Source organism: Brevibacterium sp. FAM 27836 (assembly GCF_051351055.1).
In the GTDB taxonomy this organism is placed as follows: Bacteria; Actinomycetota; Actinomycetes; order Actinomycetales; family Brevibacteriaceae; genus Brevibacterium.
The window spans coordinates 2155952-2169726 of record NZ_CP195711.1 but is presented as its reverse complement, the minus strand read 5'-3'; the positions used below and the strand labels follow the sequence as shown (position 1 = coordinate 2169726).

At 67.0% G+C, this 13775-nt stretch carries 18 protein-coding genes; 9 read left to right on the top strand and 9 right to left on the bottom strand.

Features of this window, described 5'->3' with window-relative positions:
- Positions 1 to 69: 69 nt before the first annotated feature.
- From ACSE4D_RS09810 to pyrE, 4 genes are all read right to left on the bottom strand, one after another.
- Positions 70 to 699, bottom strand: a complete 630-nt coding sequence (locus tag ACSE4D_RS09810) for a TrmH family RNA methyltransferase (RefSeq protein ID WP_135541816.1) — start codon at positions 697 to 699, stop codon at positions 70 to 72.
- Positions 696 to 2261, bottom strand: a complete 1566-nt coding sequence (locus ACSE4D_RS09805) for an ABC transporter permease (protein WP_135541814.1) — start codon at positions 2259 to 2261, stop codon at positions 696 to 698. Before ACSE4D_RS09805 ends, ACSE4D_RS09810 begins: the two co-directional genes overlap by 4 nt.
- Positions 2261 to 3142 (bottom strand): ABC transporter ATP-binding protein, encoded by an 882-nt coding sequence (locus ACSE4D_RS09800; protein ID WP_135541812.1) that lies wholly within the window; start codon positions 3140 to 3142, stop codon positions 2261 to 2263. Before ACSE4D_RS09800 ends, ACSE4D_RS09805 begins: the two co-directional genes overlap by 1 nt.
- A gap of 185 nt (positions 3143 to 3327) precedes the next feature.
- Positions 3328 to 3894 carry an orotate phosphoribosyltransferase gene (gene pyrE, locus ACSE4D_RS09795; protein ID WP_426936974.1) on the bottom strand — a complete coding sequence of 189 codons (567 nt, stop codon included), beginning with the start codon at positions 3892 to 3894 and terminating at the stop codon, positions 3328 to 3330.
- Between the two features lie 244 nt (positions 3895 to 4138).
- Between pyrE and ACSE4D_RS09790 the strand changes: the two genes are divergently transcribed.
- Positions 4139 to 4411 (top strand): GlsB/YeaQ/YmgE family stress response membrane protein, encoded by a 273-nt coding sequence (locus tag ACSE4D_RS09790; RefSeq protein WP_135541809.1) that lies wholly within the window; start codon positions 4139 to 4141, stop codon positions 4409 to 4411.
- A gap of 189 nt (positions 4412 to 4600) precedes the next feature.
- On the opposite strand, the gene ACSE4D_RS09785 is transcribed toward ACSE4D_RS09790, so the two are convergent.
- The 3 genes from ACSE4D_RS09785 to ACSE4D_RS09775 are packed head-to-tail and all read right to left on the bottom strand — an operon-like array spanning position 4601 to position 6199.
- Complete coding sequence (locus ACSE4D_RS09785; RefSeq protein ID WP_425118991.1) at positions 4601 to 5014, bottom strand: hypothetical protein; 414 nt, start codon at positions 5012 to 5014, stop codon at positions 4601 to 4603.
- On the bottom strand, positions 5007 to 5537 hold the full coding sequence (locus ACSE4D_RS09780) for a hypothetical protein (protein WP_436325880.1): 531 nt from the start codon (positions 5535 to 5537) through the stop codon (positions 5007 to 5009). Before ACSE4D_RS09780 ends, ACSE4D_RS09785 begins: the two co-directional genes overlap by 8 nt.
- Positions 5534 to 6199 (bottom strand): RNA polymerase sigma factor, encoded by a 666-nt coding sequence (locus ACSE4D_RS09775; protein WP_240690035.1) that lies wholly within the window; start codon positions 6197 to 6199, stop codon positions 5534 to 5536. Before ACSE4D_RS09775 ends, ACSE4D_RS09780 begins: the two co-directional genes overlap by 4 nt.
- A 148-nt stretch (positions 6200 to 6347) precedes the next feature.
- On the opposite strand from ACSE4D_RS09775, the gene ACSE4D_RS09770 reads away from it, so the two are divergent.
- From ACSE4D_RS09770 to ACSE4D_RS09750, 5 genes are read left to right on the top strand one after another with little or no spacing between them, the layout of a single operon-like run.
- Positions 6348 to 6812, top strand: coding sequence for an Asp23/Gls24 family envelope stress response protein (locus tag ACSE4D_RS09770; RefSeq protein ID WP_425118992.1), 465 nt, complete (start codon positions 6348 to 6350; stop codon positions 6810 to 6812).
- 36 nt (positions 6813 to 6848) lie between these two features.
- On the top strand, positions 6849 to 7031 hold the full coding sequence (locus ACSE4D_RS09765; protein WP_135541803.1) for a DUF2273 domain-containing protein: 183 nt from the start codon (positions 6849 to 6851) through the stop codon (positions 7029 to 7031).
- A gap of 4 nt (positions 7032 to 7035) precedes the next feature.
- Positions 7036 to 7434: an Asp23/Gls24 family envelope stress response protein gene (locus tag ACSE4D_RS09760; protein ID WP_425118993.1), complete on the top strand. Its 399-nt coding sequence runs from the start codon at positions 7036 to 7038 to the stop codon at positions 7432 to 7434.
- Positions 7431 to 8033, top strand: coding sequence for a DUF6286 domain-containing protein (locus tag ACSE4D_RS09755; RefSeq protein WP_425118995.1), 603 nt, complete (start codon positions 7431 to 7433; stop codon positions 8031 to 8033). Before ACSE4D_RS09760 ends, ACSE4D_RS09755 begins: the two co-directional genes overlap by 4 nt.
- Positions 8030 to 8623, top strand: coding sequence for an alkaline shock response membrane anchor protein AmaP (locus ACSE4D_RS09750; protein ID WP_425118996.1), 594 nt, complete (start codon positions 8030 to 8032; stop codon positions 8621 to 8623). The genes ACSE4D_RS09755 and ACSE4D_RS09750 overlap by 4 nt, the downstream gene beginning before the upstream one ends.
- Positions 8624 to 9169: 546 nt before the next feature.
- Here the strand turns inward: ACSE4D_RS09750 and ACSE4D_RS09745 are convergent.
- Entirely contained in the window at positions 9170 to 10021 is an 852-nt protein-coding gene (locus ACSE4D_RS09745; protein ID WP_240690033.1) for an SDR family NAD(P)-dependent oxidoreductase, read from the bottom strand.
- Positions 10018 to 10842, bottom strand: a complete 825-nt coding sequence (locus tag ACSE4D_RS09740; RefSeq protein WP_425118997.1) for a thioesterase family protein — start codon at positions 10840 to 10842, stop codon at positions 10018 to 10020. Before ACSE4D_RS09740 ends, ACSE4D_RS09745 begins: the two co-directional genes overlap by 4 nt.
- Positions 10843 to 10983: 141 nt before the next feature.
- On the opposite strand from ACSE4D_RS09740, the gene ACSE4D_RS09735 reads away from it, so the two are divergent.
- The 3 genes from ACSE4D_RS09735 to ACSE4D_RS09725 all read left to right on the top strand — a co-directional run bounded on the left by ACSE4D_RS09735 (position 10984) and on the right by ACSE4D_RS09725 (position 13756).
- Positions 10984 to 11778, top strand: a complete 795-nt coding sequence (locus ACSE4D_RS09735) for an exodeoxyribonuclease III (RefSeq protein ID WP_135541794.1) — start codon at positions 10984 to 10986, stop codon at positions 11776 to 11778.
- A 117-nt stretch (positions 11779 to 11895) separates the two neighbouring features.
- Positions 11896 to 12813: a GTP pyrophosphokinase gene (locus ACSE4D_RS09730; protein ID WP_240690031.1), complete on the top strand. Its 918-nt coding sequence runs from the start codon at positions 11896 to 11898 to the stop codon at positions 12811 to 12813.
- A gap of 64 nt (positions 12814 to 12877) precedes the next feature.
- Complete coding sequence (locus ACSE4D_RS09725; RefSeq protein WP_135541792.1) at positions 12878 to 13756, top strand: DUF5926 family protein; 879 nt, start codon at positions 12878 to 12880, stop codon at positions 13754 to 13756.
- Positions 13757 to 13775: the final 19 nt, after the last annotated feature.

Here is a 13775-nt window from a genome sequence, read left to right as displayed (position 1 = left end):
TGTCACCTCGGCGCTTCTGCATTCTCCCCCGAAGCCCCCGGCGATTCGTCGGCCAGGAGGCTCGTCGGATCAGCCCACGGGCTGGTCGAAGACGTGGCGGCGCACCCACGAGTGCATGGTGATCGCGGCGGCGGCCGCGGCATTCATCGACCTCGTCGACCCGTATTGGGCGATGGAGAGCACGTCTCGGCTCGCCTGGTGCGCTTCCTCGCTCAGCCCCGGTCCTTCCTGACCGAACAGGAGCAGGCACCGTCGGGGCAGGTCGTAGGTCTCGAGCGGAACAGAATCCGGGAAGTTGTCGATGCCCAGCAGGGGCACGTCGTTCTCGGCGCACCAGCTCAGCAGGTCGTCGACGCTCGGATGGTGGATGACGTGTTGGTACTTGTCGGTGACCATCGCGCCCCGCCGGTTCCACCGGCGTCTGCCGACGATGTGCACCGCTGCGGCGTTGAAGGCGTTCGCGGTGCGCACCACCGAACCGATGTTGAGGTCGTGCTGCCAGTTCTCGACTCCGACATGGAAGTCGTGCCGAGCGGCGTCGAGGTCGGCCACGATCGCATCGTGCTTCCAGTACCGGTATTTGTCGACGACATTGCGCCGGTCGCCTTCGCGCAGAAGCTCGGGGTCGAAGCGCTCTTCCACAGGCCAGGGGCCGGTCCAAGGACCGACCCCCACCTGCGGTTCAGCGTTCTCGGTCACTTCTCGTCGCGGGGCTCATCCGCCGACTTCGCGTCCTCGCCTGCGGCTGATCCGCTCTCAGCGGATTCCTTCGCCGAGGCGGCTGCGGGCTGCGCGTCGTCCGCATCGTCCGACTTGGCATCGTCCGACGCCTCCGCGTCGTCCTTCTTCGCGGACACCGATCCGGCGCCGACCTTCTGCGCGCGCTTGCTCATCTTCACGGTCCGGCCTCCGCGTCCGCCTCCGCTGAGGACCGAACGCACATAGGCACCCGAGGCCAGCGCGTGGACGATGACCGCGAGCAGCAGGGCGATGCCGGCGGCGATGAGGCCCTCCCACCACTCGGCCTGGCCTGCGAAGAAACGACCGGCGATGCCCAGCGGCGAGGTGAAGGGAGTCCAGGACAGGACCTTCGCGGTCATGCCCGTCGGACCGAGGATGACCGGAGCGAAGAACCCGGCGACGGTGATGACGCCGACAATCGAGACGAAGGTCGTGCGCGCCTTCGATCCGACGACGGTCGAGGCCCAGACCAGGAGGGCGAAGACCGACCACGCGGTGAGCAGCAGGGTGAGTGCGAACCAGCCCAGACCCGGCAGCATGGCGAAGGCCAGCGAGGTCTTGCCCGACAGCGAGAGGCCGAGTTCGACGATGACCGCTGCCACAACGATGTGGACGATGACCAGGGACAGCATGCCCGTGATCCGTCCCGAAGCGGAGGCGCGCGGCGGAACCGTGGCCGCGATGATCTCCGTGATCCGATTCCGCTTCTCCAGCCGCAGGTTCTGATACAGGGAGGTGCCCAACGTCGCGATGACGAGGAGCGCGAACGCAACCATGCCCCACAGCAGCGGTGTGGCCACCGTGCCCTCGACCGCCGGGGTCTTCAGCAGAGTCGCCTCGGTCTTCGGGGCGAGCTTCTCCAGCAGCGCTTCGGGCTGCTCGTCAAGAGCGATGATCGTCGGCTGGGCCTGACCGGTGGGGTCCTGGATGAACGCCGCATCGACCTTGCCTTCGCGCACGAGCTTCTCCGCCGCGGACGCATCCTTGGCGTCGGTGATCTTCACCCCCAGCTGCTGTTCGTACATCTGGGCCTGTTCGCCCACCCCGACCATCGCCATGGTCGGCGTGCCCGAATCCTTCTGCGCGTCAGCGACGATGCCGGTGATGATCGCGGCGAGCACGCCGAGGATGATCACGCCCGCCGTGACGAGGAAATAGGGGCTGCGCATCGCCGTGGTCGACTCCCGGTTCGACACGAGCCATGCGGCTTGGCGGTTGCCGACATCGACGAATTCAGAGACGAGTCCGGTCTCCGGCAGTTCGTCGGGGTCGGGACCGTCCTCGGCGAGTTCGACGGGAACGTCGTCGGGCTCGGCGGAGCCGTTCGCGACAGTGTCGTCGTCGGGCTCAGCGGGAACCTCATCGGGCTCGGCGGAGCCGTTCTCGACGGTGTCGTCCTCGGTCACTTCGATGTCGTCATCGAGAGGGACACCGAGGTCGTCGATGCCGTCGCCGGCTGTGCCCTTCGACACGAGCGGTTCCGGGGACTCGTCGTTCGCACCTTTGTCCTTGCGCGCCATTACAGAGCCTCCTTGTACTGCTCGGCCAGTGTCGGGCGGACACTTTCGAAGTTCTTCACACTCTTGAGCTCCGCCACTGCCGCGGCGGCGGTCTTCGCGTCATCTGCGCGGAAGCTCACGACCGAGCCCTCACCACGGGAGACGCTCACATCGCTGATTCCGGTCCGGGACGCCAAAGCGGACTCTGCCGCCTCGGTGTCGGTGGTCTCGACGCGGTAGCGCGGATCGCCGAGCAGCTTCTCCACGCTGCCGGACGCGGTGACCTTGCCCTGACCGAGGACGATGACGTCATCGGCGAAGGTCTGTGCGGCCTCCCAATCGTCGGTGGCGAGGATGACGGGCACGCCCGAGGAGGCGTGCGCCCGCAGCAGCGACATGACCAGACGCAGCGAGGCCGCATCGAGGCCGGCGAAGGCATCGTCGAGCACGACGACGTCCGGGTCGGCCGCGAGAGTGGCGGCGATGTCGACGCGGGCGATCTCGGCGCCGGAGAGATTCTTCAGCGGGGCGTAGCCGCGGTCGGCGAGGTCGAGGTGCGACAGCAGAGTCAGCGCATTGCGTTCGGCCGCGCCCAGAGTGATTCCGTGCAGGCGGGCGAGGTAGACGATCTGATCGATGACGCGCATGTTCGGGTAGCCGCCGCGCTCTGCGGGCAGGTAGCCGAAGTTCTGGCGGTCACCGAAGTCGAGTTCGAAGTCCTCGAGTTCGACGGTGCCCTCGTCGGCGGCGATGAGACCCATGATGACGCGCACCAACTCGGTCCGGCCAGCCGACCGGGTTCCCACGATCGCGGTGATCCGGCCCGCCTCGGCGGTCAAACTCACCTCGTCCAGATATGTCCGCTTTCCCTTGCGCAGGGAAACCTCTTTCAGTGTGAGCACGCGTCATCCTTACTGTTACATCAGGCGATACTAAGGGAGTGTCTCATCTATCGTGTTGAAATGAGAGACATGTTTCAAACCACGTCCTCGATTTCGACTGAATTGCCAGTCGAGTCCCAGGTCGTGATCGGCGGACCGCAACTGCGCCGAGGAGGAGTGCGAACCCCACCTCGCCGAGGCGGCCCTCAGTCGAGTCCGAGATCCGCGGTCGTCAGCGCGGTGAGGTACGGGATGCCGGTGGCTTCGACCCGCTCCTTGGCGCCGGTGTCACGGTCCATGACCACGGCCACGGCGACCACCTCGGCGCCGGCTTCCCGGAGCGCCTCGACCGCGGTGAGCACGGATCCACCCGTCGTCGAGGTGTCCTCGACGGCGATGACGCGCTTGCCCTTGACGTCGGGGCCTTCGACCCGGCGGGACATGCCGTGTTTCTTCGCCTCCTTGCGGACGACGAAGGAATCGACCGGGGTGCCGCGGACCACGGAGCGGTGCATGACCGCGGTGCCGACGGGGTCGGCGCCCATGGTCAGTCCGCCGACGGCGTCGATCTTCTCGAGCAGTCCTGCGGATTCGAGCAGATCGAGGACGACATCTCCGATGAGCGGGGCAGAGCGGTGGTCGAGCGTGACCCTCCGCAGATCGAGGTAGTAGTCGGCCTCTCTGCCGGAGGAGAGAGTCACTCTGCCGCGGACCACGGCAAGTTCGTCGATGAGGTCGAGCAGTTGTCGGCGAGTGTCAGCGCTGTCGGTCATGGTGTCCAGTCTAATGTGCAGGCCATCGGCGACCATTCAGCGCCGTCCCAGCGACCACGGTCCGGCGGCCGGGCTGCCGAAAGATCGCTGCCCGGTTCTGCGTGAGGATTCGGCCCAGGCTGCGTCTGTACCGATGTCATAAAGAATCAACGCAGGTTGGCACTCTTGACGGGCCCCGGTTGTACAGTTGAGACTCAACCGTGCAACCCAGCCGGTCAAGTGCCTCAGAAGGGACGTGAGCAACATGGGTTTCATTGCATATCTCATCCTCGGACTCATCGCCGGAGCCATCGCCAAGGCGATCCTGCCCGGGAAGCAGGGCGGCGGCATCATCGCCACTCTCATCCTCGGCGTCATCGGCGCCATGCTCGGCGGTTGGCTCGGCGGCGCGATCTTCGGCGCGGAGATGGACAAGTTCTTCTCGCTTTCGACTTGGCTGTGTGCGATCGGTGGTTCGCTGATCGTGCTCATCGTCTGGGGACTCATCACCGGACGGTCGAAGGCCAAGTCCGCCTGAGTCCGCTCCGGACAGCCGCAGCGCCGGCTCCCGGACATCCGCAGCCACGGTGCCTGGGAGCCCGGCGTACGCGGAAACGGCCCAGAAGAAGTTGAGCAGTCCAGTGTCGAGCTGGGCTGCTCAACTTCTTCTGGGCCGTGATGCTGTCTGCGCTGTCTGCCGTCCAGCCGGCGGGCGGGCTGGCGGGGCTCAGCGACCGCGGCTGACGACGCGAACGTCGATGTCGATGTCCCCGACGGGTCCGTCGATGAGGGCCCGGAGGTCGACTGCGATGACGGCGAAGAGTTCGTCGACGATCTCGGACACGGACCGACTGTCGTCGAGGTGAGCGTCGACGCGGACACTCCAACCGTCGTCCGAGCGGGCGACATCGACGCGAGGCGGCCCTCCTGCGGGTCTGCGCATCACGCGTGCGGCAGCGGTGGCGACCATGTCGCGCAGTCCGGGCGCCAGACCGGTGACTCCGCCGATTCCCGTGACCGACTCGGTCAGCTGTGTCGAGATCACGCGCTCTCCGTTCTCCTGTGCGCCCGCACCGGTCGACGGGCCCGCACTCGCCTGCGCCTCGGCCGTCTTGCCTGCGCTCGTCCTCGGCTCAGTCATCTGCGGCCTCCTCGCTGCCGGCAGCGCGGCTGCCAGCTGCATCTGTGTCGGCATCTTCGCTGACGAAGACATCTTCGGCGGTGATGTCGATCCGGTTCGCCGGGATCCCCAGCTCCGTGTCGAGATCACGGGCGATGGCGCGCCGGACCTCCTCCGCGGCGGGGACGAATTCGACCCCGGCCCGCATGGCCACGGTCAGGCCCACATCGGCCGTGCTTCCCTCCGGTTCGCCGCTCGGAGTCACGGTGACACTGCGGGCGCGGATGCCGTCCACGGCGTCGACGGCCGCGCGGACGATCTCGCGGACCGTGGCCGTCGTGATCCGGAAGGGGTTGCCGCGTTCGCTCAGCAGCCTCGTCGAGGGTGCGAGCACCGCATCGTCGCGGACGAGTCGGAGGATCCGCTCGCGCAGCCCTGCCGAGTCCTCGGGGTCGGGCTCGAAGGCTCCCATATATTCGTCGATGACAGCGCGCAGGCGGGCATCGGTCTCTCCCGTTGCCGCATCGGCGGTCTCGTCGCTCATACCCAACCTTCCATCCCCTCGGCGATGGCGACTCGGGCGCGGTGGATGCGACCGCGTACGCTGCCTTCGCTGATTCCCAGGGTCGCAGCGACCTCGGAATAGCTGAGACCCTCCATCTGATGGAGCACCCACGTTACACGCTGTTCCGAGGACAGCGTCTGGAGGATTTCGGTGAAATGCTCGAGTGCGGTGCGTGCTTCGACTGATCTCTCGACCGAGGCCGCACCGTCCGAATGGTGCCCCAAGTCCTCGGGGTCCGAAGCGTCGGCGGGCCGGGCCGAACGGCGTCGCAGCACATCGGTGCAGCGGTTCGACGCCATCCGGTAGATCCATGTGCCGAAGGCCGCGGGCTCGGCGAGGGCATCGAGGGACTTCCACGCCTGCACGAGCGTGTCCTGAACGACGTCCTCGGCATCCTGCCGGTCACCGAGCGTGCGCAGGGCGAAACGCAGCAGCTTCCGCTCGTATTCGTCGACGAGCGCTTCGAAGGAGGCGATGTCGCCTTCTCGGGCACGCACCACCAAGGTGACGATGTCGAAGCGACTGTCTCCCCTGGTCATACCCTCATCGTAAGGCACTCGCGGTGAGATGCCGATCGGTCGGCGAGCGAGGAACCCGCCGGGCCGGAACAGTGCGAAACAACCGGACTCGGCGAGCGCCATCAGCCGGATTCGCCGAGCCTCTCACCGTGCCGCTCGCCGAGCCTCTGAGAATTCTTTGCGAAATCTGCGTGAGGATCTCCCACCATCTGCGTCTGTACCTATGTCAGCACCTCTCGAAGACACCACCCGACCGAAGGGACCCGAAGAAATGTCAGAGAACAAGCAGAACGCCTCGACCAGCCAGATCCCGGCCGAGGATTCCGTGCGCAGCCCTCTCGTGACCGACATGGGCACGACCTCCATCGCCGAGAACGTCGTCGCCAAACTCACCGGCATCGCCGCACGTGAGGTTCCCGGCGTCCACGGCATGGGCACCGCCGCACGCCGAGCCTTCGACACCCTCACCGACCGCATCCCCGGCTCGCAGACGAACGTCTCCGGCGGCGTGTCCGTGGAGAAGGGTGAGAAGCAGACCGCCATCGACCTCACCATCGTCGTCGAGTACGGCACCTCCATCGTCGAGGTCGCCGAGGCGATCCGCCGCAACGTCATCCGCGCCGTCGAGACCGGCACCGGACTCCAGGTCGTCGAGGTCAACATCGACGTCGCCGACGTCCACCTGCCGGAGGACGACGAGGAGCCGCCGGCCAAGGACTCTCCCGAACTCAGCTGACCCCATCCGCAGCACCACCTTCGCAGAAGGAACGCCATGTCGAAAACACTCATCGGACTCCTCGTCGGACTGACCTTGGGAATCGTCGCCTACTTCGGCGGTTTCCTCGCCTTCCTCGTCGTCGCGATCTGCGGCGGTCTCGGCCTCGCCGTCGGCCTCGTCCTCGACGGACGCCTCGACCTGTCCGCGCTGAGTTCGCGTTCGACCACCCGGAGGTAGGGCCGTGTCGTCGACTCCTGACACGACCACGGCTCCGGCCCCTCGCCGAGGCGGTCTGACGATCGCGGACAAGGTCGTCGAGCGCACCGCCGGGCAGATCCTCAAAGACCTGCCCGGCGTCGGCGGCACGAGCGCGGGCCTCTTCGGCATCGGCGCGAACTCGAGCCTGGAGACCCGCCCTGCCGTGGACGTCACCCTGTCCGGACGCAGCTGCACTCTCGCCGTCGACGTGGGGCTGAGCTATCCCACCCCCATCGCCGAGGCGACCGATCGGGTGCGCACCACGCTGAGCACCGAAGTCGAACGTCTCACCGGCGTCACCGTCCGCCAGGTCGACATCGCCGTGCGGTGGCTGCGACCGGCCGCTGCCGGTTCGGATCGAGGAAGGAGGACCCTGCAATGAGCTCTCGTCTCCTGCGCAAGCGGCCATCACGCATCGGCCCCGCCGTGGTCGTCGCGCTGCTGGTGCTGCTCCTGGCCGTGGGGCTCGGCTGGTTCGCGGTCGCCGCCATCGTGGCCTCCGGCACCGTGGATGCGCCGCTGTTCGGGACGGCAGCCGGGTCCGGAGCCACCTCCGCGGATCCGTCTTCTGGTCTCGGTGGGCTGTCCGCATTGCACTGGAGCTCGGGAGTCGTCATCGGCACCGGCCTCATCGTTGCGCTGCTCGGACTCATCGCACTCCTCCTCGGTGTCTCGCCGGGTGCGCGCCGGATCACCGGGGTGAAGGCAAACGCGCCTGATCACATCGGTGATCTCGAGGTCGCCGTGCCCACCTCGGCGCTGTCGCAGATCGCGGCCGCCGCAGCCGACGAGGTCGACGGCGTCAGCGGAGTCAAGGCCTCCTCGAACGCCACCTCGACGATCGTCACGTTCTCCACCCCGATCCGCGATCACGAACCGATCCGCGCCGAGGTCGAGGCCGCCGTGCGGCAGCGCTTCGATGCGATCTCGTTCGACCGCGTACCCACAGTGAAGGTCCAGGCACGAAGGAGTCAGTCATGAGACGCACGGCCGCTGCCGCGAACCGCACGGGGCTCATCATCGTGGGCCTCATCGCCCTGTTCCTCGGACTGGCCGTGCTCGCCATCGGATTCGGTTTCGCCGCCGCTTTCCTGCCTTCGCTGCAGGCTGATGCGAGTCTCGACCCGGCGACAGCAGTGCTGGCCCTGCCGTATTCGGCGGTGATTGCCCTCGTCGTCGCGGTCATCCTCGCCGTCATCGCCTTGCGTTGGCTGGCCGTGCAGGTGCCCAGGAAGGACTTCGCGAAGCCCTTCCGGATGCAGGCCGACGCCCGGACGGGACTGACGACGATGAACGCGGAGGTCATCGCCGAGGCGGTCGCTGACGATCTCGAGTCCACCGACGGGGTCGTCGACGCACAGGTGATCCTGCGCGGGACCGCCCGCAGTCCGGAGCTGCTCGTCCACATCGACGCCGATGAACGCGCGGACATCGATGCGCTCATCGCCGAGGTGGCCGACCGTGTCGCGGGCAATGCCTCCCTGGCATTGGGCGCCCCGCTGCGGGCCGTGGCGGTCGAAGTCGGCATCGCCCGCACGCGTTCCCGCCGCCAACGCACCGTCAGTCTGTAGCCGCTGCCCCAAAATGCAGGTCGCAAACGGATACTTTCCGGGCTCAGAAATGTCCGTTTGCGACCTACATTTTGGCGGAAGTATCCGATAGTGACCGCAAGTTCGGCGGTCGGCAGCATGAACTCCGCGAAGAGTTGTGGACGACAAAGACCCTCTGCGAGGAGTTGTGAGTGGCAAAGCCCCTCCGCGAAGCGTGATGAATGACAAAGACCCCGGGGCGCTCAATCGCGACATCCCGGGGTCCTCGCAGCACTCCCCTCGAGTACCCGGACGCATCCCCATACGTCCGTTATGTTCACCCGATCCCCACCGGGCGAACACCATAATTTGACCACACTTTCGCACCGCTTGTAAAGAATCTCACCACTTGTCTCATCTCGCCCGCGAACCTATAGCACAGAAGATGGCAGAATAGAACCCCTGGTCACAGGCTCAGTTCGAGGTAGTTCACTTTTCAACCGCACTTCGCTGGGCGGACGAAAATTGCTGATGGGCCACACCTCGAGACGGCTCTCCCGCGAAGCAGGACGTGGCGTCGTCGATCGTTCAGCGACCGTCACGACGGGCGAAGGCGAAACCGTTCGATCCCCACCTCATGAGCGGACGCGGCACCAGCGGAGCAACGAGACCGGCCAGCCGATAACCGCGCCCGGGGACCGAGACGACCTTGCCCGCACGAGCATCACGCAGCGACTCCCGCACGACCTGGTCGACGCTCAGCCAGAGCAGACCGGGACCGGGACGGGCGACACCGAGGCGTTCGTGGAATTCTGTCCGGATGAACCCGGGCAGAACGGCGGTGACCGTCACCGGACTGTTCCGCAGCTCCCCGGCGAGCGCCTCGGTGAACACGAGCGTTGAGGCTTTCGACGCGGCGTACTGGCCCATCGTCGTCACCGCCGCCAGGGAGGAGACGGTGACGATGCCGCCGCGGCCGCGGGCCCGCATCCTCCGTGCCGCGAGCAGCGACAGTTCTCTCACGGCACCGGTGAGCACCTGATCCTGATCATTGAGTGCGGCGATGTCGGACTCCAACAGCGATCCGCGCAGTCCGTAGCCGGCGTTGTTGATGAGGACATCGATCTGCTGCGTGTCGATGACCTCGGCGACTGCGTCGATTCCGTCCCTCCTCGCCAGGTCGGCGGCGACCACCTCGGCGTTGATCGCGTGAGCGGCACCCAGCTGATCGGACAGTTCCCGCAGTCGCCGTTCGTCACGGGCGACGAGCACGAGATCATAGCCATCGCCGGCCAGGGCCCGCGCATAGCCGCGCCCCAGACCGGAACTCGCCCCGGTGATGAGGGCACGCGGTCGAGGCATCCGGCCCCGCCGCGAAGCGGCATCGTCACCGGCTTGCGACGATGCGGTTCGCGGTGCCTGCGGGGCCCTGTCGGTCATACCGCTCCGCGGCCTCTGCGCACTGTCAGGGACTGCACGGCGGTGCCGATGGGGCCGTCGGCGTCGCTGAGCACGCTCGTGGTCTGGCCGAGTCCGGTCGGGCCGAACGTCACCTGCGTATCGAAGCCGACCCACCCGGCTTCGGGCTCCCGGGTGAGGTGGATGGAGAGGTCGACATTGGGGAAGAAGGTCGTCTTCGGGTCCTCACGCACGGCCAGGCCGTTGGCGGTGTCGACGTACTTGACGAAGGCCGCGGTCGGAGGGTCGGTCTCGCCGTCGACGAGCGGGTAGGGGCTGCGCACCCACGACTGGGCATAGCCGGGGTGGGCGTCGGCTCCCTGTCTGCCTTCGAGGGACGCGATGTAGCCGCCGCCCCAGCGGTTGGTGAACGGGGCCTGGGGCATCTCGGACACGGCGGGCAGCGGCTGCCATTCGTCACCGGCGACCGCCTCGGTGTCGGAAGCCAGCAGTCGCCAGGCGCGAGCGATGATGCTCGTGCGCTCACCATGGCGCATCCGGGCTTCGACGAGTTCGATGGTCCGGCCGGGGCGGATGACCTCGACGTCGATGGTGAACTCACCGGAGTGGATGACGCCGAGGACGTCGAAGGTCACCCGCGAGACCATCTTGTCGCTGGGCAGGCGGCGTTCGATCTCGGCGAGGACGATCCCCGAGGCGGGCGCGAGGTGCTGCTCGCCGGGCTGCCATGCGCCCTGACTGTGCAGGGTCGAGACGAAGCGGTCCTCGGACAGACGCACATAGTAGGAGTCGGGGTACGCGGCGCCGTCGTGGCCGAGATGATCGTTGGGAGCGTCAGGCATGGCACCAGCTTATCGACTCGCGGCCGTGCGGTCGGCGCAGGGGCCCGGCAATCGCCGCCCCCTCCGGCGGGCGACCTGCGATCACGTTGCCGGGGGCCGGGTGCGCTTTCTCCTCCGGGGCCGACCGCTTAGGGTGGGAGGGTGAGAATCGCTACGTGGAATGTGAACTCGATCCGCGCCCGCCACGATCGCATCGGGGCCTGGCTGGATCGTTCGGATGTCGATGTCCTGGCCATCCAGGAGCTCAAGTGCAAGGATGCCCAGTTCCCCGAGGAACTGTTCACCGAGCGCGGCTATGAAGTCAGCTTCCATGGCCTCAACCAGTGGAACGGCGTGGCCATCGCCTCCCGCGTCGGACTCACCGACACGGAGATCGGCTTTGCGGACATTCCGGCCTTCGGTGCGGACGAACCCGTCGTCGAGGCTCGCGCCCTGGCCGCCACCTGCAACGGGGTGCGCGTCTACTCCCTCTATGTGCCCAACGGCCGCGAACTCGATCACCCGCACTACGACTACAAACTCGAGTGGTACCGGGCGCTGACGAGCGACATCGCCGCCCAGCTGGCAGACGAACCGGAGAAGAGACTCGTCCTCTGCGGTGACTTCAACGTCGCCCCGCTCGACGAGGACGTGTGGGACATGGCCGAATTCGACGGCGCCACGCACGTGTCGGATGCCGAGCGCAGAGCCTTCGACGACCTCCTCGGAGCCGGCCTGAGCGAGGTCACCCGCCAGTTCACTCCCGGACCCGGCGTCTACACGTTCTGGGATTACCAGAAGCTGCGTTTCCCGAAGAAGCAGGGCATGCGCATCGACTTCCAGCTCGCCTCACAGTCGCTGGCCGCGACCGCCTCAGCCGGCGAGATCGACCGCGAAGAGCGCAAGGGCAAGGGCGCGTCCGACCACGCACCGGTCATCGTCGACTACGACCTCTGAACCACCTCCCGGTCGTCCGTCTCACCCCTTGGCCCCGCCTGAGCAACATTAGCGACACAGCCATAGACATCTCCCCGGTCTTCTGGTGAAGTTGAACCAGGAGCTAGGAAGGTGACGATGATGTCAGCAACTGTCCGCGAACTGGTCGACGAAGCCTACGACCGGCGTGAGTCCACCTGGAGGGCCGCCCTGGAGACGGTCAACGACTGGGTCGAGTCCGTCCGCGCCTCCTCCTCTCTGCTCTCCGGCGACCGAGTGCGCGTCGTCGACGGTCGGATCAAGGACCGGATGCGCACCGGTGAGAAGCTGCGACGCAAACTCGCCGACGCCAATGACGAGATCCACGAATCCGTCGAAGTCGAAAACCAGGTCATCGACGTCGTCGGCGCTCGCGTCGTCTGCCGCACCGAACGCGAACAGCTCGCCCTGTGGGACCTGCTCACCGAGGCGAACGACGACGCGAACCTCTCCATCGCCGAGGTGCGCGACTACTCCGCGACTCCGAAACCCTCCGGATACCGCGGTCGCCACCTCATCGTCGAAGTCCCGTTCGACTCCGAGCCCTCCGTCCTCGTCGAACTGCAGCTGCGCACGATCCTGCAGGACGCGTGGTGCGTCCTCGCCGAGGAGCACCTGTTCAAACCCGGGCAGGCCCTGAAGTCCGACGCCCAGCAGGAGAGACTGTCCGTCATCCTCGCCGGTCTCATGGCCCAGGCGGATTCCGTGGCCGGTTTTATCGCCGATGACGTCGGAGCGTACCTGGGCATGGGCAATTCCGCCCCACCACGCACCTTCGCCGAAACGGACGAACCGACCGAGCCGGCCATCGAGGTCACGATCCGCGAACTCAACCACTCCTACGTCCTCGCCGCAGATGAAGTCGGCCGGCACGGCATCATCCAGCTCGAGACGCTCGGGCTGACTCCCGACAACCCCGAACGCTCAGCCTTCCCGCACCCCGGTGACAAGCTGCAGGTGCGTATGGACGAGTCCAACAACACTCGATACTTCATTCCCGTCGCCCGCGACCGCTGAGCGGAGCGGCGCGGCGCCGGACCCTCCCGGCGCACTCACGGCGCACCGACTAGACTTGCGTCCCATGGGAAAGAAGTCGAAGCGCTCCAAGGAAGAACTCATCGCCAAACGCCTCGCGAGGGCGCAGGCCACGGCTTTCGTCGCACGTCCGTTTGCGGACCTGCCGTTCGAAGCCGACATCATCTGCCTGCGTGAACTCGTGCCCGCGGCGACCGCGACCGCGAAGCTCACCGAGGAATACGGCGGCCATGAGGTGACGATCGCCTCGCTCCTGCCGGCTGCCTGGCAGGCCTGGCGTCGTGATGACGGCGAGATCATGGCCGGCATGCAGGTGCCGGTGTCCTCGACCGACGCCTCCCGCGATGTTGCCCGCGGCATCCTCGCCGCCGTCGAGGCGGAGCCCGGCACCTCGATCGAAGCGACGACCGAACCCGGTGCGGGTCCGCGCCTGCAGGACATCCTCGACACCTCTCACCCGTTCGACGTCCGCGTGCTCGAATCCTTCGACTACTGGGCGCTGCCCGAGGCCGAGACCGACCCCGAGGTCGGTGCCGCCCTGCAGCAGGCCAACGACTCGGTCGCCCCGACCGAGAAGCTCGCCTCGGTCGACTCCGCCTACTGGACCGAGATGTCCGGACGCACCTATGTCCGCTGGGCCCGTTCCGAGGGCGAGGATCGCGTCGTCGATGCGATGGCCCGCCTGCAGGCCGAGAACGGCAACGACCTCGGCGGCATCGGCTCCTTCCTCGGCTACTTCCGCGCCCACGGGATCATCATCCCCGTCTGGGAGCTCGAGTTCGGCACCCGTCCCGACGATGTCGAAGAGCCCATCGCCGCCTTCGGCAAGGCCATGGACGAGGCGCTGAACACGACCGAGCCGATGAGCACGGAGGCCCGTCGCGTCCGCTCCGGAATCGTGTCCCGCCAGCTGACCATCCACTGACATCCGCCACCCGGCCGGG